Origin of the sequence: Nocardiopsis sp. Huas11, assembly GCF_003634495.1 — a bacterium.
In the GTDB taxonomy this organism is placed as follows: Bacteria; Actinomycetota; Actinomycetes; order Streptosporangiales; family Streptosporangiaceae; genus Nocardiopsis.
The window spans coordinates 2745711-2767001 of record NZ_RBKY01000001.1; the positions used below are offsets into that span (position 1 = coordinate 2745711).

Consider the following 21291-nt stretch of genomic DNA (forward strand, 5'->3'; position numbering starts at 1 on the left):
TCCACCGGACCCGGGAGGGACTCTCGCCCGCTCCGTCGGTTCTCGGGCATGCTCTCCTCACCTCTCACTGTGCCCCTTCCCGACCCGTGCCGCGTTGCGCGACGGCTCGGGAACAGGACTGGGCCGTGCCTCGCGGATCCTCGGCGGGCCCCGCGGTCGGGAACCCCACCTGTAGCACCGGGGGATGAGAGTACAAGAACCGCGGCCGGGAGCACGGGGTGTGACCGGACCGATCCGCCCCCGTACCGGTCGGGCCGCCGGTCCCGCGCTCGGCCGGCCTCAGTCGGTCTTGTTGAACCGTGCCACTGTGAGCGCGACGATGAACGCACAGGCTCCCGCGACCAGGCCCACCTCGATCCCCCAGGGGACCCGCCAGCCGAACCACTCGACCCCGCTGTTGTAGAGCGCCTCGGTCTCCGGCGCGGCGTCCAGATACCTGAAGACCATCTGCCGCATGGGGTCGACGGTGTAGGTGATCGGGTTGACGAGCGCGATCGCGGACAGCCACGTCGGCAGGTTGCCGAGGGGGAACATGGCGCCGGAGAGCAGTACCAGCGGGGAGATCACGAGCGTGGTCAGGCCCATGAAGGCCTCGTTCTCCTTGACGGAGATGGCGAGCAGGACGCCGATGGAGGAGGCGGTCAGGGCCACGAGGAAGATCAGTCCGAGGAGGCTGAGCATGAGCCCTGGTGCGTAGGGGATCCCGGCCAGTCCCGCCATCGCCAGGACGATGCACGCCTGGATGGTGGCCTGGATCGCTCCGGCCAGTACCTTGCCGAGGATGAGCGCCGAACGGCGTGCCGGGGCCACGAGCATCCCCCGCAGGAACCCTGTCTCCCGTTCGGTCACGATCCTGGCGGCCGAGACCAGCGCGACGCTGATGGTGGTCATGACCAGGACGCCGGGGAAGATCACCGTGCTCAGGGCGAGGCCGTCGCTCCCACTCGGGATGAGGGAGCCGAAGCCGACCCCGATCACGAACAGCCAGAGGAGCGCCTGGAGGAGCATCGAGACGGCACGGCTGATGTCGTGGACGAACCGGAAGAGATCCCTCTTGACCACCACTCCCACGGTCCGAAGATCATGGGCGAACCCGAAGGGCGTGGTGGTGAGGGGCGTGGTCTGTGTGTTCATTCGTCTTCCTCTGGAGAGAGGGGTGCGCCAGTCGTGAGTTCGTGCCGACAGTAGCGGTCTTCGGCCGCTTCGATTTCCTCGGGCGCGGTTCGATCAGGACGACAACGTACCGGAGGCCGTGCCACTTTCACTTCCACGGACTTTGTGCTTGTGCTCGCATTCCCGGTCACGTATGTTCCTGAGCGCGTCCAGGGGTATCGCCTGCGGGGAGGGCGTTTTCACCGATGACCGGATCCTGCGCCCCTCGCGAATTCATGCCCTGGTCAGAGTGGGTGGCAGGGTGGCCGGTGTCGACGCGTTCATCGTCATGGGCGCCGGAATTCATGCGGTTCACATTTCATTTTGGAGGACAGGTGGACAACGCTTTCGAGGAAAGCGGCGCGGACGATCCCATGATCATGGTCCGGGATCTGGAGAAGAGCTATGGGCAGGTTCACGCGGTGCGCGGGATCGACCTCGATGTGGAGAAGGGGGAGCTCTTCGGTCTGCTCGGTCCCAACGGCGCGGGCAAGTCGACGTTCATCGGGATGCTCGCGACGATCCTCACCCCCACGGCCGGGGTCGGCGAGGTCGCGGGGCACGACATCCTCTGGGAGCGGGCCCAGGTACGCCGGAACATCGGCCTGGTCTTCCAGGAACAGACCCTCGACCGCTATCTGACCGCCTGGCACAACCTCAGGTTCCACGCCGAGATCTACGGTGTGCCGCGCGCCCAGGTGGACGAGCGCGTCACCGCGGCGCTGCACGACGTCGGACTGTGGGATGAGCGGTTGCGCCTGGCCGGAACGTTCTCCGGAGGTATGCGCCGTCGCCTGGAGATCGCGCGGGGCCTCCTGCACAGCCCCCGCCTGCTCTTCCTCGACGAGCCCACCGCCGGCCTGGACCCCCGTTCGCGGGAGCAGATCTGGGAACGCGTCCACCGGCTCAACAAGGAGGAGGGGGTCACGGTCTTCATGACCACCCACTACCTGGAGGAAGCCGAGCACTGCGACCGGATCGCCATCGTCGACCAGGGCAGGATCGTGGCGCTCGGCAGCCCGGCCGAGCTCAAGGCCGGCATCGGCCGTGACCGTGTGGAGGTGACGGCGGAGGACGCCGTGGCCCTGGCGGAGGACGTACGGACCGAGTTCGGCATCGACACGTCCGTGGAGGGGTCGACGGTGCGCTTCTCCGTGAAGGAGGGGAGCAGTTTCCTGCCGGACCTGTTCTCCCGGGTCAGGAGCCCCATCACCTCGGTCCGGGTCAGCTCCCCCTCCCTGGACGACGTCTTCCTCGAACGTACGGGCAGGGCGCTCGACCAGGAGCCGGGCTCCGCGGCCGAGCAGGACCCCCTGCCCGCGTAGCCGGCCCCGCCCCCCGCCGCGGTGGCGCGAGGGGCCACGGGGCCCGTCACTACTCGCTGAAGAACGGGAGGAACGCGTCCCCGTCGCCGCGGGCGGCCGACAGCGCCAGGAGGACGCCGGCGGTCCCCGAGGCCAGCTCCATGCTGAAGCGCGGCAGCCTGCCGCCGTGGAAGGCGGTGTGGCCCCGGAAGGGGAGCGCGTACCACTCCAGCTCGCGGACCCGGTCCTCCAGCAGTTCGGAGCGGCCCCCGACCCGGGCCAGTGTGGCGACCTGCCCCGCCTTGCCGTAGAAGAGGTCCGCCTGCACGTGGAACAGGGCGCGGCACGAGTCCAACAGGAGCGGGACGGTCTCGGCGCACCGGTCGTCGTGCCTGTACCTCAGGAGTTCGTCGGCGGCGAGGGCCACCCCCATCGCGCCTCCGTCGATGTTGGGCAGCCCCCTGCTCCCGGAGGAGCGCACCAGGAGCGTGCCTTCGGGACTCGTCTCGCACTGGTCCAGGTCCAGGTGCAGGGCCCGTACCGCCGTGTCGAGCAGGGCGGTGTCCCCCGTGGCCCGGTGGAGCCGGACCAGGGCCAGGGCGACTCCGCTCCAACCGCGCATCAGCCCCGCCCTGCTCCCGGCCGGACCGTGGTCACCGGAGTCGGACACGGACCGGACCTGCGATTCCAGCCTCTGCGCCAACTCCAGCGCCCGGTCGAGCAGGCTCCGGTCCGACAGCCGTTCCGAGAAGTGCGCCAGGTTGGCGCACACGCCCGCCATACCGGCGTAGAGGGAGATGCCTCCGACCGGTTCCTCGGAGTACCGCTCCAGCAGATCGGTCGCGGCCCGGGTGTGCCCGAGGTGGTCGAGGGCGTAGGCGGCCCCGGAGACGCCGTCGTAGAAGCCGATCCGGGGCGACTTCAGGTCCCGGACGGCCTCCAATAGCCACTCCTCGTGCTCCGGCCGGCGCTCCAGCCCCGCGGCGTCGAGGGCCCACAGGACGCCCGCGGCCCCGTGCGCCATGCCGTACCCGCCACTGACGAACTGCCGGACGTCCCCTGGGAAGAGGCGGTCCGTCCGCTCGGGCGTGGCCGAGGCCAGGATGCCGAGGCCGATCTCCTCGGGCTCCACCCGGGCGTCCTGCCCGGCCGGGACGTCCTCACCCGCGAGCAGGTCACGTTCGAGAGCGTCGGCCCAGTCCGGCCGGACTGGGAAGTACTCGCGCACCACCCGCATCAGCTCGGGGATCTTTCCCTGGTCGAGCGCCGCGATCCGGGCGAAGGGAAGAAGGGTGTTCAGCTTGGTGGCCGCCAGGCCGTAGCGGTCCACCGCCCGCCCGGTCAGGCCGCGCTTGGCGAATCCAGGGGCGTTCATCGGGGCGCGGTGGTCCTCCTGGGAGCGGTCGAAGGCCACCTCGAAGTCGATGAGGGTGACGTTGCCGTCGTCGTCGACCATGACGTTGTTCGGGTGCAGGTCGCCGAAGACCAGGCCGCGCTCGTGGATCGCGGCGAGGACCCGCTCCAACCGGTCGAAGACGGCCAGGGCGCGCTCCGTGAACGCCGAGAGCTCCTCGGGTGAGGCGTCGGTCCGCACCCCGGGGTGGTGGAGCGCGCACCACGCGTTGAGCGGCCTTCCCTGGACGAACTCCTCCACGAGGAAGAAGTGCCCCCCGAGGACGAAGCTGTCGACGAGCCGGGGGACCCCTTCCACGCCTTCGAGGGCACGGAGGTTGGCCTCCTCCCGTCGCAGGCGAGCGATCGCGTCGTGGAAGTCGAAGTCGACGCCCGCGTTCGGCCGGCCCTCCTTCAGCACGACCTGCGCCCCGGTCCTCTCGCTGCGGGCGCGGTAGACGCCCCCGGCGTTGGAGAAGTGCAGCGCCTCCTCCACGACGTACGGCTGCCTCTCCTCGTTCTCGCCCGACCCCGAGCGGGCCGCCAGGTGCGGGGCGAGGAAGTCCGGAAGGGTGACCCAGCCGGGAGGGGTGAAGACCGGCGCCCGGCGGTCGGGCACGAGCACCCCGTCGGGCCGGCGGAGGGCCGGCACCTTCTCCCCGTCGGCGTCGAGGCAGGTCATGAGGCGAAAGGCCCCGTACCTGACGTAGAGGGGGCCCTGCTCCCAACGGAGGTCGCTCAGCACGTAGGGGCCGGGGCGGCCGCCGATCCGCTCGGAGAGTCCGAGAAGGGTCTTGTGCAGCTCGGCCTCGTCCCGCGGGTACACGGTGACCAGCTTTCCGCTGGATCCCCTGGCCGCGTACTTGGTGTTCACCACGACCGCGATGTTCTTGTTCAACAGGTACTTGAACGGCAGGCCGTTCGCGACGCAGTAGTCCCACACGTCCGCGCAGGTCCGGTCCGCCTCGTCCAGGGTGGTGGAGACGTGGATCTTCCACCCTTGTTCGGGGAGGTTCGGTTCCTCGGGGAAGACCACGTTCCACAGGCCTTCCACGCGCGTGCGCCATCCGGGCGGCGCCTCCCTGTCCGTGACGGTGAACCGTGCCGGGGGGCACAGGGACCGGGGGGAGTCATCGGGGATGCGGACCGGTGTCTCGTAGAAGGACCGGTCCGCGAGGGTGTACATCTCGATGAGTTCGATCACTGGGCACCTCGTGTCGCGGTGGGGGGAGCCTGGGTGCTGTCGGTCGGGCGCCCGGAGCGCTTTCCGTTGACGATCCGGTCGAGGATGGGCCTGCCGTGCGCGGTCCAACTGCTCCTGGTGACGGAGAAGTAGTGCAGATCCCAGGCGCGCCCCTGGAAATACATCTGTTCGCTGAGCAGGGCCTCACGGGGCGACGTCGCGAGCGCGGAACTGAACGACTTCAGGCTCGCCTCGGTCGTCATCGCGTACACTTTCCGCAGGTCCTCCCAAGTGGCGAATGAGTAGTTGACCAGCATCATCATCGCCTCGGCGCCCACCCCGACGGGAAGTCTCTCGGAATCGGTGAAGATGCCGAGTTTCACGTGGCCGGCCGGATCGTGTTCCCGGATCGAGCCGAAGCCGACGGTTTCCCCGGTCTGCTTGAGTTCTATTTCGATCATCTCGACCAGGCCGTCCTCTACCACCTTTCTGTACCCTTCGGTGTATTCATCCAGGGACGGCAGGCTTTCCAGGCCCAGTTTCATCAGTAGGTTGTACAGTTCCGGGACGCTTTCTTCCTGCATGGCCCTGAAGGTGATGCGGGGCGTCTCTAGGTGGAGGGTCAGCATGGACGGAACCTTATCCATGGGAGTTATCCGCGGGGGCGCGCGCGGGGTCATTCCTGTCCCGCTGGCGGGACAGGAGCCCGGAAGGTCCTGTCGTCGTCGCAGCGTGTGATCCCGGTTCTTGTCTTCCTCCGTGGGCTTGTTCTAGGTTCCTTTCCGCCCGTGTTGGCTTTCTATGTTCGGAAAGGAGTTCTGCGATGGCTCTCTCTGACGTTCTGTCCCTGCAGGGGATGGACAGCCTGGTCGACGAGTCCGTTCTGCTCTGCAGCGGTTCCAGCGTCACCTGCCAGTGCTAGTGGCGTGAACGCGCCCTGAGCGCGGACGTCCCACGCTCTGGGGCAGGGGCGGCCGCTCCAGGCACGGAGCGGCCGCCCCGCTCCGGCCTCAACGGTTCTTGTGTTCCTCCGTGGGCTTGTTCTAGGTTCCTTTCCGTCGGTGTCGGTTTTCTATGTTCGGAAAGGAGTTCTGCGATGGCTCTCTCTGACGTTCTGTCCCTGCAGGGGATGGACAGCGTGGTCGACGAGTCGGTTCTGCTCTGCAGTGGCATGAGCGCTACCTGCCAGTGCTAGTGGCGTGAACGCGCCCTGAGCGCGGACGTCCTACGCTCTGGGGCAGGGGCGGCCGCTCCAGGAACGGAGCGGTCGCCCCGCTCCGGCCGCAACGGTCCTTGTTGCTCCGTGGGCTTGCTAGGTTCCTTTCCGTCGGTGTTGGCTTTCTATGTTCGGAAAGGAGTTATGTGATGGTCCTCTCTGACGTTCTGTCCCTGCAGGGGATGGACAGCGTGGTCGACGAGTCGGTTCTGCTCTGCAGCGGCATCAGCGTTACCTGCGACTGCGGGTAGCCCTTCGTGTGCCCTTTGAAGGCGGATGTTCTCTGCCCGGGGGCGAGGTGGCCCCGCCGCGAATGGGGCGGTCACCTTACCCTTCGGGTGCTCGGGCCGGTGCCGCTCGGAAAGGAGTTCCGTGGTGGTTCTCTCTGACGTTCTGTCCCTGCAGGGGATGGGCAGCGTGGTCGACGAGTCGGTTCTGCTCTGCAGCGGCATCAGCGTTACCTGCGACTGCGGGTAGCCCTTCGTGTGCCCTTTGAAGGCGGATGTTCTCTGCCCGGGGGCGAGGTGGCCCCGCCGCGAATGGGGCGGTCACCTTACCCTTCGGGTGCTCGGGCCGGTGCCGCTCGGAAAGGAGTTCCGTGGTGGTTCTCTCTGACGTTCTGTCCCTGCAGGGGATGGGCAGCGTGGTCGACGAGTCGGTTCTGCTCTGCAGCGCGATCACCCATACCTGCGGCTGCGACTAGGCCGTGTTTTTTGCAGCATTCCGGGCTCGCGGCCGCCAGGACCGCCTCTCGCTGCGCCTCTGCGCCCGTGCAGCACCACCAGGCTGAACTTCGCACATCGTCTTGCGAGAGACGGCCTGACGGCCGCGAGCTGATCCGAAAGCCTTCAGAAAAACACGGCCTAGGCCGGGTTCGGCCCAGGCCCCCTCCCACACGCTCCGAGGACGGATACCGCGCTGTACGGGTGGCCGGCCTCGGCGAGCGTGTGTCCGAGCCGTCCCCCATCCCTGACCGAACGGATCATGGAGAGCTCTTGACCAGGATCATCTACCCCCACGTGTCGACCCCCCTGACACGACTGGTTCCGACACGGGTGCGCTTCGGGGACGCGGTCCTCGACGAACTCGAGGAACGGGGGCTGTCCGGACTTCCGAGCAGGGACGTGTTCAGGTCCTTGTGGCCCAAGGAGCACGAGCGGGTGTCGGCGCAGTTCCTCATCCAGGGCGGGGACGGGGAGGTGGTCGGGTACTCCTCCCTCCACGCGCTCGGCCTCAACTCGCGCCATGTCGACTGCTCCGTCGTGGCCGACCCGGTCAGGACCGACGACGCGGTCCTCGCCCACGCCTACGCCCTCGCGATCAACTACGCCTTCGCCATGTGGGGCGTGCGCAAGATCAACTTCTGGACCGTCGAGAGGTCCCTGTCGGCACTCCGCGCCGTCTCCTCGAACGTCGTCAGGGAGGGCCTGCTCACCGAATACGTGCTCGATGAGGGCCGGCTGCGGGACGTGAGCGTCTTCGCGGTGTTCCGGGACGACTGGGACCACGGGGGCGCGGGGTTCGTCGAGGAGGCCGTGGGGGCGGGGGCGGCGGGATGAGGATTCTCATCGCCACGGAGGCCGAGCGCAGCCATTTCCTGAACCTGGTCCCCCTGGGCTGGGCCCTGCGAGCCGCGGGCCACGAGGTGCTGGTGGCCAGCCAGCCCGCGCTCGAACCCGTCGTGCGCGCCGTCGGCCTGCCCTACGCGAGCGTCGGGCGCGACCACCAGCTCAGGCGGGTGTTGCGCCACAAGCTCCGTCTGCTCCCGGGCAGGCCGGCCGAGCACTTCGGTTTCGACATGGCCGAGGACAGCGACGACGTCCTCACGTGGGACTACCTCCGCGAGGGCTACGACAGGGCCCTGACGTGGTGGTGGCGGATGGTCAACGAGCCGATGGCCGACGACCTGGCCGACCTGTGCCGCGCGTGGCGTCCCGACCTCGTGGTCTGGGAGCCCATCACCTTCTCGGCGGCGGTCGCCGCCGAGGCCTGCGGGGTCCGCCACGTCCGCTACCTGTGGGGCGCCGATCTGTTCGCGCGCATCAGGGAGCGGTTCCTGGCCCGATGGGCCGAGCAGCCGGAGGACGAGCGCGAGGACCCCCTGGCCGCCTGGCTCACCCGGATGGCGGTGCGCCAGGGGGTGGAGTTCTCCGAGACCCTGGTGACCGGACACGCCACGATCGAGCAGGTCCCTTCACCGCTGCGTGTGCCCACCCCGGAGCGCATCCGCTACCTGCCGGTGCGCTACGTCCCCTACAACGGCCGCGCGGTCGTACCCGACTGGCTGCGCACTCCGCCGGACCGCCCACGCGTCGGCCTGTGTCTGGGGAGCAGCACCACCGAGTGGTACGGGGGCCACGAGATCGACCTCTCCGCGGTCCTGGAGGGGCTGGCGGACCTGGACGCCGAGGTCGTGGCCACGCTTCCCGACGCGGAGCGCGAGCGCCTCGGCACGGTGCCCCCGAACGTTCGGCTGGTGGACTACACCCCGCTGCACGCGCTGGCCCCCACCTGCGCCGCCATGATCACCCACGGCGGGCCGGGTTCGGCGCTGACGGCCCTGTCCCACGGTGTCCCCCAACTGCTCACACCGGGCACGAACATGTTCGACACGGTGCTGATCGCCCGGCTCGTGGAGCGCGCGGGAGCGGGCCGGCTCCTGGCCCCCGACCAGGTCACCGCCCAGAGCGTGGAACGAGAGGTCCGCCTCCTGTTGGAGGACTCTCGCCACACCGCCGCGGCGGGCGACGTGCGTGACCGCATGGCCGCCATGCCCGCCCCCGCCGACCTCGCCAGGACCCTGACCACACTCGACTGAGGCCGGGTCAGGAAGCGTGCGCGGCCCCGGCGAGCTCCTCCAGGACGGAGACGAGCTCGCTGGGCGCGGGCGTCGCCGCCACCTCCTTGCCCAGGGCCTGCACAGCGGTCCCGTCGGCACCGGCGAGCGCGCGCGAGACCGTGTCGCGCAGGGCGCCTCCGAGTGCCTCGGCCGGAGTGAGCGAGACCGCGCATCCCCGTTCCACCAGGGGCCGCATCAGGGCGGCCGCGTCGGGGAAGGCCGGGTTGAGCACCGCCACCTGGGGCAGCAGATGGGCCGCCGCCGCGCAGGCGACGTCGAAGCCGCCACCGTGGACCAGCAGCGAAGCCGAGTCCAGGAGCAGGTGGGTGGCCGACGCGTCGGCCACGCGCACGTCCTCTGGAAGGGACGGCAGCTCCTCCTCCCGACCGGCCGGACAGAGCACGACGAGTTCGGCGTCCAGGCCCGTGGCCGCCGCGGCGAGGAGCTCCGACCCCTCGGCGCTCCTGTCCCAGGACGACCAGTCCACCAGGACCCTTGGCCCCGCCGCCTCACCGCGTGCCCAGGAGGGGAGTGAGGCGGCGCCGCGGTAGGGCACGGGCCGTACGGACAACCGGGGCCCCTCCGCCTCCCGCACCTCGGAGCGCAGGCCCTCCGGCAGCTGGTGGACCGAGAACCGGCCCAGGAGGAGGGAGTCCGAGGGGGAGACACCGAACCGCGGGGCCGTCTCCTCCAGCCACGCCCGCGGCGTGCCCGGACCGGCGTCCCCGGCGGCCGCGCGGCCGTGGACGAGGGGGTCCGACCCGGCCAGGAACCTCCCGTGCGCGGCTCCGACCGCCTCCGCGGCGATCGCGCCGGCGAGGGTCGCGGACTCCCACAGGACCAGATCGGGCTCCCATTCACGGCACACGGCGACCAGGTCCGTGACCAGCGGATCGTTGACCGCGCTCCACCACGCGGCACGGCCCCGGCCGGCCGGACCCGCCGCGGCGTCCTCGGTGGCCCCGTCGGCGCTCTCGCCCACCGGCATCACGGTCAGGCCGGTGTCGGCCGCGGCATCGGTCATGGACGGCCCGGTGCCGATACGCACCTCGTGCCCGGCCGCGCGCAGCGCCCAGGCCGTCGGCACCATGCCGAAGAAATGGGCTCTGTCCGGGTATGTAGCGACGACGATTCGCACCGTGTCCCCTCACTTCCAGGATTATCGCCGGGTCGGTGCTCGGAGGCAGGAAAGGCGATGCCGTTCCTTGACAAGCCGGATGCGCCGCCTGTTCATTCGTCGCGTCGCGGTTTCGCCGCCCCCGGTGGACCCAGGTGGTGGATCTGCTGTGATGGTTCGTTCGGAAGAGTTTCTCCGAGCTTAGCACCAGGCGCCTGATGTGTACTTTCGCTAAAGGCTCGTAGTATGCCCCTGGTGTGCTTGCCCAGCAATATCGATGTTCGACCCTCGTTGGGAGACCCTCTTGAAAGGTATTGTTCTGGCCGGAGGTACGGGTAGCCGTCTCTTCCCGTCCACCCGTGGCGTGTCGAAGCATCTTTTCCCTGTGTATGACAAGCCGATGTTCTACTACCCGGTCTCCGTTCTCATGCAGGCGGGGGTCAGGGAGATACTCATCATCTCCACGCCCGAGACGCTTCCCCTGATCCGTCGGGTGCTGGGGGACGGGAACCAGCTGGGGGTCGAGTTCTCCTACGCGGCGCAGGCGGAGCCCAGGGGGATCGCGGAAGCCTTTCTCATCGGGCGCTCCCACATCGAGGGAGGGCGCAGCGCGCTGGTCCTCGGGGACAACATCTTCCATGGTGAGAGCATGTTCTCCCTGTTGGATCGGGCCGCCTCCGCCTCGGCGGGCTGCGTCCTCTTCGGCTGCGAGGTCGCCGAACCCCAGCGTTACGCCGTCGCGGGTTTCGGTGACGACGGCCGGCTGGACTCCTTGGTCGAGAAGCCGGCCGAGCCGGTCTCCGACTACGCCGTCGCCGGCCTCTACTTCTACGACGAACGCGTGGTGGAAATCGCCGAACAGGTCGTCCCCTCCGGCCGCGGCGAGTTGGAGGTGACGGACGTCAACCGGGCCTACATGAAACTCGACGACGTCCAGGTGGTGACGATGGGAAAGGAAATCAAGTGGCTTGATCTCGGCACGGAGGATTCCTTGATGGAAGGCGCCGGATACGTGTCCTCCGTGCTGCGGGACTCCGGTTCTCGGGTCGCCTGCCTCGAAGAGATCGCATTGCGTATGGGATTCATCGGCCCGGAGCAGTGCCACCGCCTGGGAGAGGCGATGGGAGCCTCTCCCTACGGCGAGTACGTCATGTCCGTGGCCCAGGGGCGGGGTACCGGTGAGAAACCCGCGCTCGATGCCCTCGTATGGCAGGGTGCGGCCGTATGAGAATCTTGGTCACCGGAGGAGCCGGATTCATCGGTTCCAATTTCGTCAGGCGTGTGCTCTCGGACGTCTACCCCTTCTTCGAGGGGGCCGAGGTCGTGGTCCTCGACAAGCTGACCTACGCGGGAACCCTGGGCAGCCTCTCCCCGGTCGAGGACGACCCCCGCCTGCGCTTCGTCCAGGGCGACATCTGCGACGAGGAGCTCGTGCGCGGTCTGCTGGACGAGGTGTCCACGGTCGTCCACTGCGCGGCCGAGACCCACGTGGACCGGTCGATCACCGACTCCGCGGGCTTCGTCCGGACCAACGTCCTCGGGACCCACACGCTCCTCGAACAGGCGCTGGCCGCGGGGGTGGAGCGCTTCGTCCTCGTCTCGACCGACGAGGTCTACGGAACCCTGGACTCGGGTGCGTGGACCGAGACCGACCCGCTGGAGCCGAACTCTCCCTACTCGGCCAGCAAGAGCGGGTCCGACCTCCTGGCCCGCGCCTTCCACCGGACCTACGGGATGCGGGTCTGTGTCACACGCTGCGCCAACAACTACGGCCCGTTCCAGTTCCCCGAGAAGATGATCCCCCTGTTCGCGACCAACCTGCTGGACGGACTGCCGGTTCCGCTCTACGGCGACGGCGGCAACGTGCGGGAGTGGGTCCACGTGGACGACCACTGCGACGCCCTGGCCCTGGCGGCCGAGCACGGGGCGGCGGGAGAGGTCTACAACATCGGTGGGACGGCCGAGCGCACGAACATCGAGGTGACCGAGGCGATCCTCGGGCTTCTGGGCCACGACGACTCGATGGTCCGCTACGTCCAGGACCGCAAGGGCCACGACCGCAGGTACTCGGTCGACGACTCCAAGGCCGTGCGCGAACTCGGCTACGCGCCGGCGGTCCCCTTCGGAGAGGGCCTGGAGCGCACCATCGCCTGGTACGCGGCCAACCGCTGGTGGTGGGAGCCGCTCAAGAAGCGGGCTACCGAGGCGGTCCTGTGACACGCCCGCGCGGGACCGTTCTCCCTGTCCCGCCAGCGGGACAGGGAGAACGGTCCCGCTCAGAAGCTCGGCGCCGCACGGGCGCCGGAGAACCAGGACAAGAGGACACGGTGTCTGACCGACTCTCCCCCGCCGAGCTCTTCGCTCTGCTTCCCTCGTCCCCTGAAGTCATGGACCGTCCCTGGACGGTGGACTGGGCGGCGCAGACCAGCGCCCCCGCGGACCTCCTCCGCGAGCTGGTGCCCGAACGGATGGAGTTCTCCACGTCGGGGAGCACCGGCGGCCCCCGCTCCTGGTTCCGTGGCCGGGACCAGCTCCTGTCCGAGGCCCGGATGCTCGCGGACCTGCTCGCCGACTCCGCGCCCGAGGCGGTCGTGACCTTCGCTCCCCCCAAACACGTCTACGGGATGCTCGCGAGCGTCCTCATGCCCGCGCTGCTCGGGGTGCCCGTCTGGTACGTTCCGCGGTTCGCACCGTTGCCGCCCGAGGGACCGCGCGGTTGGGCCGTGGTGTCCATCCCCTGGACCTTCCCCATCCTCAACAGGCGCGGGGACTGGCTCGACCGGGCCGAACGCCTCGCCTTCCTGCACAGCACGTCGACGCTTCCGGAGAGCGCGGCCGAGCTCATGGGCCGGCTCGGGGAGAGGGCGACGCTGACGGAGATCTTCGGCTCCACGGAGACGGGGGGCGTGGCCCACCGCCGGTGGAGCCCCGCGAACCGGCCCTGGACCCTCTTCCCCGACGTGGAGTTCGGTGAGGGGGCCGGTGCCAGGGGAGAGGAGAGCGGACTCGTCGTCCGCAGCCCTCGGCTGGCCGCCCCGGAAGGGGGAACCGTCGCGACCGAGTGGTGCATGGACGACCATGTGGTCCGTCTCGGGGACCGGTCCTTCGGTTTCGCCGGACGCAGGACGCGTCTGGTCAACGTCAACGGCCACCGCCTGGACCTGGAGTCCATGGAGGACCGCCTCCGCGGGGTCGTGCGGTGCGCGGACCTGGCCTGCGTGCCCGTCACCGACTCCATGACCGGTGAGCACTTCGAGCTGTGGATCGTCCCCGGTGCCGAGGGGCCGCCGACCGACCGGGTCCTGGCCGAGGCGGTGCGCTCCGCCGAGTACCGGCCCCGGGCCGTGCGGGTGGTGGAGCGGATCGACCGCTCGGAGACAGGCAAGTTGAGGCGTGTGCAGTCGGCGCACGTCCGTTCCGAAGGAGCCGATGCATGAGTTCGAAGTCGAGCGGACTCGACGAGATCCTCCGTCTGACGGACCCGGAGGCCCGGATCGGGTGGACCGCGGACGACCTGGCGCGGATGCGGGAGAGCGCCACGACGATGGCCAAGCACCTCGCCGAGGGCGAGGAGGTCTACGGGGTCACCCGCGGCTTCGGTCCGCTCGTGGCCTTCCCCGCGTCGGAGAGCGCCGGAGCCCAGGGCGAAGGCCTCATCTCCCATCTGGGCAGTGCCCAGGGAGAGCCCTTGTCCGCCGAGGTCAGCCGGCTCGTCTTCGCTCTGCGCATCCTCAGCATGCGCCGCGGCCACTCCGCGGTCGACGTCGGGTTCTGGAAGGGGCTGGTCGACCTGTGGAACCGGGGGTTCACCCCGGTGATCCCCTGTGAGGGCACGGTGAGCGCCAGCGGCGACCTCCAGCCCCTGGCGAGCGCCGCGCTCTCGCTCGCGGGCCAGGGTGAGGCCTGGGTCCGGGCGGAGGGAGGCGGTTTTCGCCGGGTCGACTCGGCGGAAGCCCTGGCCGACCTGGACGTCGAACCCGTGCGGTGGACGGCTCGGGAGGCGTTGGCGTTCGTCAACGGCAGCGGGGTGGGCCTCGCGCTCGCCCTGCACAACCTCAAGCGGATCTCGGACGCGGTCCGCGCCGTCGCCCTGCTGACCTCCCGGATGGCCGAGCTCCTGGGCGCCAACCCCCAGGCCTACAGTGAGGGGATCGCCAGTGCACGGGGACAGGTCGGCCAGGCCGCGGTCGCGGGCTGGATCCGTGAGGGCCTGACCCCGGGCGCCGTACGCGATCCCTCCCGTCCCCTTCAGGAGCCCTACAGCCTGCGGTGCGCCTCGCAGGTCCTCGGCGCGGTCGCGGACCAGCTCGCGGCGGCCGAGTGCATCCTCCTGCGCGAGGCGGGCGGTACCACCGACAATCCCGTCAGTCACGACGGGGAGATCCTGCACGGGGGCAACTTCCACGCGATGCCGGTGGGTTTGGCCTCCGACCAGATGGGGCTCTGCCTCCAGCAGGTCGCCTTCCTGGCCGACCGCCAGCTCTCCCTGCTCTGCGCGTCGGAGACCAACGGCGGCCTGCCGCCCATGCTGACGCCCATTCCCGGGGCCGGCAGCGGGCTGGCCGGGGTCCAGATCAGTGCCACGTCGTTCGTCTCGCGTATCCGCCAGTTGGTCACGCCGTCGAGTCTCACCGCCCTCCCCTGTAACAACGGCAACCAGGATCACGTGCCGGTCGCCCTGAACGGGGCCAATTCCGTAGCCCAGGCCGTCGATCTGGCGTGGCTGGTGGTCGGATCGCTGGGTGTGGGCCTGGCCCAGCTCGCCGCGATTCTGGGGCGCCGGGAGGAGACCGGGGTCTGGGCGCGCGTCGCCGAGCTCTCCCCGCCCCTGGACCGGGACCGGCCCCTGGCCGCCGAGGTCCGTGCGGTGCGGGACGTGCTCGCCGAGGAGGCCGCGGCCCGCGCGGGGGAGTGGCGGCTGCCGGACCTCTCCTGAGGTCGGCCCCGCCGCCTCAGTCGGGAGAGGTGAGGGTCCGGGCGAGGTCGGCGGGGGCGGGCATGGCGGCCATGCGGTCACGCACGTCGCCCGCCGCGGCGGTGTGCCGGGCGTCCTCCAGGAGGAGGCGGACCTCTCGCTCCACGCTCTGGGCGGTGACCTGGTCGGGGGCCAGGAGCCGGCCCGCTCCGGCGCGCTCCACGAGCCGGGACGTGCGGACCTGGTCGAACATGGTGGTGCTGGGTGTGAGCAGTTGGGGGACACCGTGGGACAGGGCCGTCAGCGTGGTGCCCGGTCCCCCCTGGGTGATCATGGCGGCGCAGGTGGGGGCCAGGGCGTGGACAGGGGTGTACTCGACGAGGCGGGTGTTGGGAGGGGTGGTGCCCAGGCGTTCGCGTTCGGCGGCGGGAAGGGTGGCCACGACCTCGGCGTCCAGTTCCGCCAGCCCCTCCAGGACCTCGGAGAGGTCGATCTCGCGGTCCCCGTACCAGTCGTTCACGCTGGTGCCGAGGCTGAGCCCGATGCGGGGGCGGTCGGGTGGTGTGCGGAGCCAGTGCGGGAGGGCGGCGCGGCCGTTGTAGGGGACGTAGCGCACCGGCAGGTAGCGGATGCTCTCGGGTGTGGGCAGCCGCAGGTCGGGTGGGACCTGCTCGACGGTCGCGTGCCCGGTCACCAGGGTCTCGGAGTAGTCGACGCCGTTGCGTCCGGCGATGCGGGTGAGCCAGTCGGCGAGGGGGTCCTCGCGTTCGTCCTCCGGCCGCTCGGCCCACTGGGACAGGAAGCGGTCCCTCGTGCAGCCGAAGTCGTCGGCGCCCCACAGGTAGCGGACGTGGCGGGCTTCGCAGGCCTCGGCGGCGATGGCCGCCGAGAAGGTGGTGGGCTCCCAGACCACGAGGTCGGGACGCCACGCACGGCACAGGTCGACCAGATCATCGGCCATGGGCTCATTGACCATGCGCCACCACCACGTGACGGTCTTCTTCAGACCGCCGAGGAGGTACTCCCAGGTGAGAACCTCGGGGCGGTCCTCGGTCATGGTGAACTCGCCCAGCTCGCCGGGAGCCGCACGGTGCCTGGTGCGCATGACCCGCCTGAGCTGGTGGTCGCGTCCGACGCTCACGTAGGACAGGCCGGTGGCGCGCACGACGGGTTCGAGCGCGGGCTGGCTGGCCACCAGCACCTCGTGACCGGCCGAACGCAGGGCCCAGCCCAGGGGAACCAGGTTCAGGAAATGGCTCCGTTCCGCGACCGACGCGATGAGTACCCTCACTGGATCGGCATCTCCTTTGTGTGGTAGGTCCGACTATTATCATCTTCTCGTAAACGCATTGTAGGGGATTACCGGGAAACCGTCGGCATCCGCGTTCTGTCGCTCGGTGGCGGCTGTGTCGGACCATTATGTCGACGTGTATCCTGCCACCCTGTCCTGGTGCCTCAGTCCAATTTGAGAATGGGGTTCATATATGAATTTCCCGTTGTACCGCCACAGGTGCGGTGACCTCCGCGACTCCGCGCGCCCGGTCCGGGCCGGGGCCGCCGCAGCCGGAACCGGGCGGTAGCCGTGGCACGTGTCGTGGTGACAGGGGGGACCGGTTTCATCGGAAGCCACCTCGTCGACGCGCTCGTCGCCCGCGGGGACGAGGTGGCCGTGCTCGGCCCCCGGGGAGCTCCGGAGTTCCCCTCGCCCCTGTGGGAGAAGGCGGAGTACGTGCGGGGCAGCGTGACCTCCCGCGCCGACCTCGAACGCGTCATCACACCGGGTGTGGACGTGGTCTACCACCTTGCCGCCCTCGTGGGGGTCGACAAGTACCTCGCCTCGCCCCTGGACGTCATCGACGTCAACTTCGTCGGGACCCGGAACGTCGTCGACCGGTCCCTGGAGGTCGGGGCGAGGGTCGTCTACGCGAGCACGAGCGAGGTGTTCGGAAAGAATCCGAAGGCGCCGTGGGACGAGGACGCCGACCGTGTCCTGGGCTCCACCGCCGCCGAACAGTGGGTTTATTCCTCGAGCAAGGGGCTCGCCGAGCACCTGGTCCTGGGATATGTGCGGGAGAGGGGCCTGTGGGCTTCCGTCGTCCGCTATTTCAATGTGTACGGGCCACGGCAGAGGCCGGCCTTCCTGATCAGTAGAAGCATCCATCGCGCACTGCGCGGAGAACCGCCCGTGGTCTACGGACGGGGCGATCAGAGGAGGAGTTTCGCCTTCGTCGAGGACGCGGTCGAGGCCACCATCCTCGCCGGTTCGAGCCCGCGGGCGGCCGGTGAGTGCTTCAACGTGGGCGACACCGAGGAGGTCTCGATCCGCGCGGCGGTCGAGCTGATCGTCGAACTCACGGGAACGGTCGACGGTGTCGCCTCGGTGGACGCGGGAAGCCGGTCGGGCGCCTCGCACCAGGGCCTGCACCGGAACTCGCCCGACACGGCCAGGATCCGGTCGCTGCTGGGCTGGGAGAGTTCGGTCGGCCTCCGTGACGGGCTCGCCCGGACCGTCCGCTGGGCGAGGGAGAACCCGCGGTGGCTCGACCGGCCGGAGGGCGCCTCCCGTTGAGGGGGCGCCCGGTTGCGACCGTCCGAGTGGGACACGAACACAGGGGAGCACAGGGTGACCGAGACAAGCACGTGCCGCATCTGCGAGGGAACCGTGAGGAGGTTCGTCGACTTCGGGGAGCAGCCGCTCTCCGACGCCTTTCGCGACCCCTCGGACGAGACCGAGGAGTTCTTCTACGGACTCGCCGTCGGACACTGCTCCGGCTGCGACATGGTCCAGCTCATGGAGGCGGTGCCCCGCGAGCGCATGTTCCACGAGGGGTACCCCTACTACTCGTCCGGTTCGACCGTGATGCGGTCCCATTTCCAGACCACGGCGGCCAGGCTCATCTCCGAGTACGCGACGGGGGAGGACCCGTTCATCGTCGAGCTGGGCAGCAACGACGGCGTCATGCTGGAGTCCGTGGCCCGGGCGGGCATCCGGCACCTGGGCATGGAGCCCTCCGCCTCGGTGGCCGAGGTCGCCCGGAGCAAGGGGGTCAGGGTCCGCGAGGCCTTCTTCGAGAAGGCCACCGCCCTGGAGATCCTGGAACAGGACGGCCCCGCCGACGTGGTCTACGCCGCCAACACCTTCTGCCACATCCCCTACGTGGACTCGGTCCTGGCCGGCCTCGGGGAACTGCTGGTACCGGAGGGCGTCTTCGTCTTCGAGGACCCCTACTTCGGGGACGTGATCGAGAAGGCCTCCTTCGACCAGTTCTATGACGAGCACTTCTTCCTCTTCACGGCCACCTCCGTGGCGGGCATGGCGCGACGGTTCGGGTTCTCACTCGTGGACGTGGAGCGGCTGCCGACGCATGGAGGCGAGCTCCGGTACACCCTCGCGAGAGAGGGGCGCCGGACGCCCACCCTCCGCGTGGCGCGGATGCTCCAGGAGGAGGCCCGCCGCGGGTTGACCTCCCCGGCCGCGCTGCGCGCGTTCGCCGACCGGGTGCGTGCCAACGGCGATCGCCTGGTCGGTGAACTGCGCGCGCTGCGGGACCAGGGCAAGCGGGTCGTGGGCTACGGGGCCACGGCCAAGAGCGCGACCGTCCTCAACTTCTGCGGGATCGGGCCCGACCTCCTGGAGTACGTCTGCGACACGACGCCCGACAAGCAGGGCAGGCTCACCCCGGGGTCGCACGTGCCCGTGGTCGGCCACGACCGCTTCACCGAGGCCTACCCCGACTACGCGCTTCTCCTGGCCTGGAACCACGCGGACGAGATCATGGCCAAGGAGACGGGGTTCCGCGACGCGGGGGGACGCTGGATCCACTACGTCCCCGAGGTCCGGGTCGTCTGACCCCGGAGGTCGGGCGCCGGAGTCAGACGTCGACCAGCGTGCGTGTGAGTTCGGCGGGTGAGGGCATCCGCGTGATCTCGTCACGCAGGCGCGCCCCGGCCTTCGCGTAGTTCTCCTCCGTCAGGAGGGCCCCGACCGCCTCGCGCACGTTCCCGGGGGAGGCGTGCTCCGGGCTCAGCGCGATGCCTCCGCCGGCCCCCTCCAGTGCCGACGCGACCAGGATCTCGTCGTACATCTGGTGGGGGATGGTGATCTGGGGGACGCCGTGGGCGAGGCCGCTGAGGACGGTGCCGGTGCCGCCGTGGGTGATCATGGCGGCGCAGGTGGGGGCGAGGGCGTGGAGGGGGACGTAGTCGACGAGGCGTGTGTTGGGCGGGACGGTGCCCAGGCGTTCGCGTTCGGTGGCGGGCAGGGTGGCCACGACTTCGGCGTCCAGGTCCGCCAACCCCTCCAGGACCGCGCTCACGTCCACCGTGTAGCCCCCCATGCGCTGCGTGGCCGTCGTGCCGAGGCTGAGTCCGATGCGGGGGCGCTCGGGCGGCGTGCGCAGCCAGGCGGGGACCACCGCGCGGCCGTTGTAGGGCACGTAACGCATGTGCAGCCGGCTGGTGCCGGTGGACAGGGGCACATCGAGTGACGGAGGCAGGTAGTCGATGCCGGCGTGTCCCGTCACCAGGGCTTCGGAGAAGTCGACACCGTGGCGCGCGGCCCGGTGCTCCAACCAGGCGCGAAGGGGGTCGTCCCACTCCTCACCCGCTCGCTCCTCCACCCTCGTCAGGAACAGGTGGCGCATGGCGGCGAACAGGTCCAGGCTCCACAGGTGGCGTACGTGCCGGGCTCCGCAGGCCTCGGCGGCGATCGCCCCGGCGTAGGTGATGGGCTCCCAGACGACGAGGTCGGGGCGCCAGGTCCGGCAGAGGTCGACCAGGTCGTCGGTCATGGGGTCGTTCACCAGCCGCCACCACCAGGGGATGTAGGAGTCCCGGTAGGCCGAGTGCAGCACCTCCAGCTCCGGCTCGGGTTCCTGCGCCACCCGCATGATGTCGAATCCGAAATCCTCGCCGCCCGGCGTGCGCTTGCCCAGGGCGATGATCTGCGCGAGCAGATGGTCCTTGCCGACCTGCGCGAACGGCAGACCCGTCGCCCGCACCACGGGGCCCAGCTCCGGTTGGCTGGCGACCAGAACCTCGTGGCCCGCGGCCCGAAACGCCCAAGCCAAGGGCACCGCACCGATGAAGTGCGTTCTCTCCGAGATCGTTGCGAACAAGATGCGCATAGGAGACCCATTCTTCTCGTCTGGTGATTTCGCCAGGTCGGAACTATTGCCCTTGGTTGCTGCCGGGGTAATTCAAGGTGAAGAGATCGTGGTGGATGAAGGCGATCAACTCCCGTAACCGAGAGTGAATTCATTGCTGCTATAGGTGATTAGGACTAATACTCTTGTCTGGTTGGGGTGGTGTCTCGTACTCTGCCTGCGTGCGGCCCCGGGTGGTCACATTGAAAACGTTTTCCTATGTTAGTTCTGCTCAATATTGTTTTAGGATTCTTGTCTTCTGGCGCCGCAAGTTTATGTGATTAATTGGATGTTTGAGGGCTATACGGAAGGGACTGAGTCAAATTTTGAGCGAGAAGCCTCTGGCGCGGCGAAGAGTGCCACATGGAAACGGGGTAGCAACTGGACGGGTTCCCGTCGAGAAGAGCCTCACCAAACGGACGAGCCTTCAGCTCCCGGATGGTCTGATCATCGCTGAGTGGGAAAAGTGGGGGAACCACATTTTCATCATCTCCGATGCTTCCGGCTGGTGGCTCGGAGATTGGCTGATCTACGGTCAGCGAAACTATCCCAACCGCTACAAGCGCGCAATCGAGAAGACCTCGCTGGACTATCAGACGCTGCGGAACTACGCGTGGGTCGCTCGGAAGTTCATCCCCGGGCGCCGGCGTGAGAAGCTCAGTTTCCAGCACCACGCGGAGGTGTGCAGTCTCACGGAGAGCGAACAGGAACAGTGGTTGGCCCGAGCGGAGGCGGGCGACTGGTCCCGCAATGAGTTGCGCCGCAGGATCAGGATGTGGAGTCGAGGGGAGAGCATGCTACCCGAGACCACGTATGTGCAGGTGGCGATCAACCCGGAACGAAAGAACCAGTGGCAGAAAGCGGCTGAGAGCTCCGGTATGAGCCTTCCGCAATGGGCTTCCGAGGTCCTTGACAGAGCCGCTCAGGGAACACCCGAAGTGGCCTAGGGTCCTGGGCCGTGTGATCGTGGCTCCTGGCAGCTTGTGGTATCTCTCGTAGATGTTTTCTACAGGAACGTCAATGACGCCT

At 69.0% G+C, this 21291-nt stretch carries 19 protein-coding genes; 13 read left to right on the top strand and 6 right to left on the bottom strand.

Annotated elements, in window-relative coordinates:
• Window positions 1-279: 279 nt before the first annotated feature.
• On the bottom strand, window positions 280-1134 hold the full coding sequence (locus tag DFP74_RS12375) for an ABC transporter permease (protein WP_121181836.1): 855 nt from the start codon (window positions 1132-1134) through the stop codon (window positions 280-282).
• A gap of 353 nt (window positions 1135-1487) precedes the next feature.
• Here DFP74_RS12375 and DFP74_RS12380 point away from each other — a divergent pair, with 353 nt between their 5' ends.
• The gene (locus DFP74_RS12380; protein ID WP_370013369.1) at window positions 1488-2477 is read left to right on the top strand and encodes an ATP-binding cassette domain-containing protein; all 990 of its coding nucleotides are present in this window, start codon (window positions 1488-1490) and stop codon (window positions 2475-2477) included.
• Window positions 2478-2526: 49 nt separating this feature from the next.
• On the opposite strand, the gene lanKC is transcribed toward DFP74_RS12380, so the two are convergent.
• Window positions 2527-5052 (bottom strand): class III lanthionine synthetase LanKC, encoded by a 2526-nt coding sequence (lanKC, locus tag DFP74_RS12385; protein WP_121181837.1) that lies wholly within the window; start codon window positions 5050-5052, stop codon window positions 2527-2529.
• Window positions 5049-5660 carry a GNAT family N-acetyltransferase gene (locus tag DFP74_RS12390; protein ID WP_121188204.1) on the bottom strand — a complete coding sequence of 204 codons (612 nt, stop codon included), beginning with the start codon at window positions 5658-5660 and terminating at the stop codon, window positions 5049-5051. Before DFP74_RS12390 ends, lanKC begins: the two co-directional genes overlap by 4 nt.
• A 467-nt stretch (window positions 5661-6127) precedes the next feature.
• Between DFP74_RS12390 and DFP74_RS12400 the strand changes: the two genes are divergently transcribed.
• From DFP74_RS12400 to DFP74_RS12425, 5 genes are all read left to right on the top strand, one after another.
• Window positions 6128-6226, top strand: a complete 99-nt coding sequence (locus DFP74_RS12400) for a SapB/AmfS family lantipeptide (protein ID WP_121181839.1) — start codon at window positions 6128-6130, stop codon at window positions 6224-6226.
• A 170-nt stretch (window positions 6227-6396) separates the two neighbouring features.
• Entirely contained in the window at window positions 6397-6498 is a 102-nt protein-coding gene (locus DFP74_RS12405) for a SapB/AmfS family lantipeptide (RefSeq protein ID WP_121181840.1), read from the top strand.
• A 347-nt stretch (window positions 6499-6845) separates the two neighbouring features.
• Window positions 6846-6950 (top strand): SapB/AmfS family lantipeptide, encoded by a 105-nt coding sequence (locus DFP74_RS12415; RefSeq protein WP_233570938.1) that lies wholly within the window; start codon window positions 6846-6848, stop codon window positions 6948-6950.
• A gap of 292 nt (window positions 6951-7242) precedes the next feature.
• Window positions 7243-7806, top strand: coding sequence for a GNAT family protein (locus DFP74_RS12420; protein WP_121181843.1), 564 nt, complete (start codon window positions 7243-7245; stop codon window positions 7804-7806).
• A complete protein-coding gene (locus DFP74_RS12425; RefSeq protein ID WP_121181844.1) occupies window positions 7803-9065 on the top strand; it encodes an activator-dependent family glycosyltransferase in 1263 nt (420 codons plus the stop codon). The genes DFP74_RS12420 and DFP74_RS12425 overlap by 4 nt, the downstream gene beginning before the upstream one ends.
• A gap of 7 nt (window positions 9066-9072) precedes the next feature.
• Here DFP74_RS12425 and DFP74_RS12430 read toward each other — a convergent pair whose 3' ends face one another.
• Window positions 9073-10176, bottom strand: coding sequence for a nucleotide disphospho-sugar-binding domain-containing protein (locus tag DFP74_RS12430; RefSeq protein ID WP_233570939.1), 1104 nt, complete (start codon window positions 10174-10176; stop codon window positions 9073-9075).
• Between the two features lie 331 nt (window positions 10177-10507).
• Between DFP74_RS12430 and DFP74_RS12435 the strand changes: the two genes are divergently transcribed.
• The 4 genes from DFP74_RS12435 (at window position 10508) to DFP74_RS12450 (ending at window position 15139) form a co-directional block, all read left to right on the top strand.
• Window positions 10508-11431: a sugar nucleotidyltransferase gene (locus tag DFP74_RS12435; RefSeq protein ID WP_121188205.1), complete on the top strand. Its 924-nt coding sequence runs from the start codon at window positions 10508-10510 to the stop codon at window positions 11429-11431.
• Window positions 11428-12420, top strand: a complete 993-nt coding sequence (rfbB, locus tag DFP74_RS12440; protein ID WP_121181846.1) for a dTDP-glucose 4,6-dehydratase — start codon at window positions 11428-11430, stop codon at window positions 12418-12420. The genes DFP74_RS12435 and rfbB overlap by 4 nt, the downstream gene beginning before the upstream one ends.
• 110 nt (window positions 12421-12530) lie before the next feature.
• A complete protein-coding gene (locus DFP74_RS12445) occupies window positions 12531-13640 on the top strand; it encodes an acyl-CoA synthetase (protein ID WP_158612996.1) in 1110 nt (369 codons plus the stop codon).
• A complete protein-coding gene (locus DFP74_RS12450; protein ID WP_121181848.1) occupies window positions 13637-15139 on the top strand; it encodes an aromatic amino acid ammonia-lyase in 1503 nt (500 codons plus the stop codon). Before DFP74_RS12445 ends, DFP74_RS12450 begins: the two co-directional genes overlap by 4 nt.
• A gap of 16 nt (window positions 15140-15155) precedes the next feature.
• Here the strand turns inward: DFP74_RS12450 and DFP74_RS12455 are convergent, their stop codons facing one another.
• Window positions 15156-16409 carry an activator-dependent family glycosyltransferase gene (locus DFP74_RS12455; RefSeq protein ID WP_121181849.1) on the bottom strand — a complete coding sequence of 418 codons (1254 nt, stop codon included), beginning with the start codon at window positions 16407-16409 and terminating at the stop codon, window positions 15156-15158.
• A 306-nt stretch (window positions 16410-16715) separates the two neighbouring features.
• On the opposite strand from DFP74_RS12455, the gene DFP74_RS12460 reads away from it, so the two are divergent.
• Window positions 16716-17687 carry an NAD(P)-dependent oxidoreductase gene (locus DFP74_RS12460; protein ID WP_233570940.1) on the top strand — a complete coding sequence of 324 codons (972 nt, stop codon included), beginning with the start codon at window positions 16716-16718 and terminating at the stop codon, window positions 17685-17687.
• 54 nt (window positions 17688-17741) lie between these two features.
• On the top strand, window positions 17742-18968 hold the full coding sequence (locus DFP74_RS12465) for a class I SAM-dependent methyltransferase (RefSeq protein WP_121181851.1): 1227 nt from the start codon (window positions 17742-17744) through the stop codon (window positions 18966-18968).
• Between the two features lie 22 nt (window positions 18969-18990).
• Here the strand turns inward: DFP74_RS12465 and DFP74_RS12470 are convergent, their stop codons facing one another.
• Entirely contained in the window at window positions 18991-20244 is a 1254-nt protein-coding gene (locus DFP74_RS12470) for an activator-dependent family glycosyltransferase (RefSeq protein ID WP_121181852.1), read from the bottom strand.
• A 344-nt stretch (window positions 20245-20588) separates the two neighbouring features.
• Here DFP74_RS12470 and DFP74_RS12475 point away from each other — a divergent pair, with 344 nt between their 5' ends.
• On the top strand, window positions 20589-21209 hold the full coding sequence (locus DFP74_RS12475; protein ID WP_233570941.1) for an LmbU family transcriptional regulator: 621 nt from the start codon (window positions 20589-20591) through the stop codon (window positions 21207-21209).
• Window positions 21210-21291: the final 82 nt, after the last annotated feature.

Bases quoted from the DNA above. Each gene is read 5' to 3' on its own strand.
- DFP74_RS12375 (WP_121181836.1), bottom strand. From the start codon at position 1,134: ATGAACACACAGACCACGCCCCTCACCACCACGCCCTTCGGGTTCGCC.
- DFP74_RS12390 (WP_121188204.1), bottom strand. From the start codon at position 5,660: ATGCTGACCCTCCACCTAGAGACGCCCCGCATCACCTTCAGGGCCATG.
- DFP74_RS12400 (WP_121181839.1), top strand. From the start codon at position 6,128: ATGGCTCTCTCTGACGTTCTGTCCCTGCAGGGGATGGACAGCGTGGTC.
- DFP74_RS12405 (WP_121181840.1), top strand. From the start codon at position 6,397: ATGGTCCTCTCTGACGTTCTGTCCCTGCAGGGGATGGACAGCGTGGTC.
- DFP74_RS12425 (WP_121181844.1), top strand. From the start codon at position 7,803: ATGAGGATTCTCATCGCCACGGAGGCCGAGCGCAGCCATTTCCTGAAC.
- DFP74_RS12430 (WP_233570939.1), bottom strand. From the start codon at position 10,176: ATGGTGCCGACGGCCTGGGCGCTGCGCGCGGCCGGGCACGAGGTGCGT.
- rfbB (WP_121181846.1), top strand. From the start codon at position 11,428: ATGAGAATCTTGGTCACCGGAGGAGCCGGATTCATCGGTTCCAATTTC.
- DFP74_RS12450 (WP_121181848.1), top strand. From the start codon at position 13,637: ATGAGTTCGAAGTCGAGCGGACTCGACGAGATCCTCCGTCTGACGGAC.
- DFP74_RS12470 (WP_121181852.1), bottom strand. From the start codon at position 20,244: ATGCGCATCTTGTTCGCAACGATCTCGGAGAGAACGCACTTCATCGGT.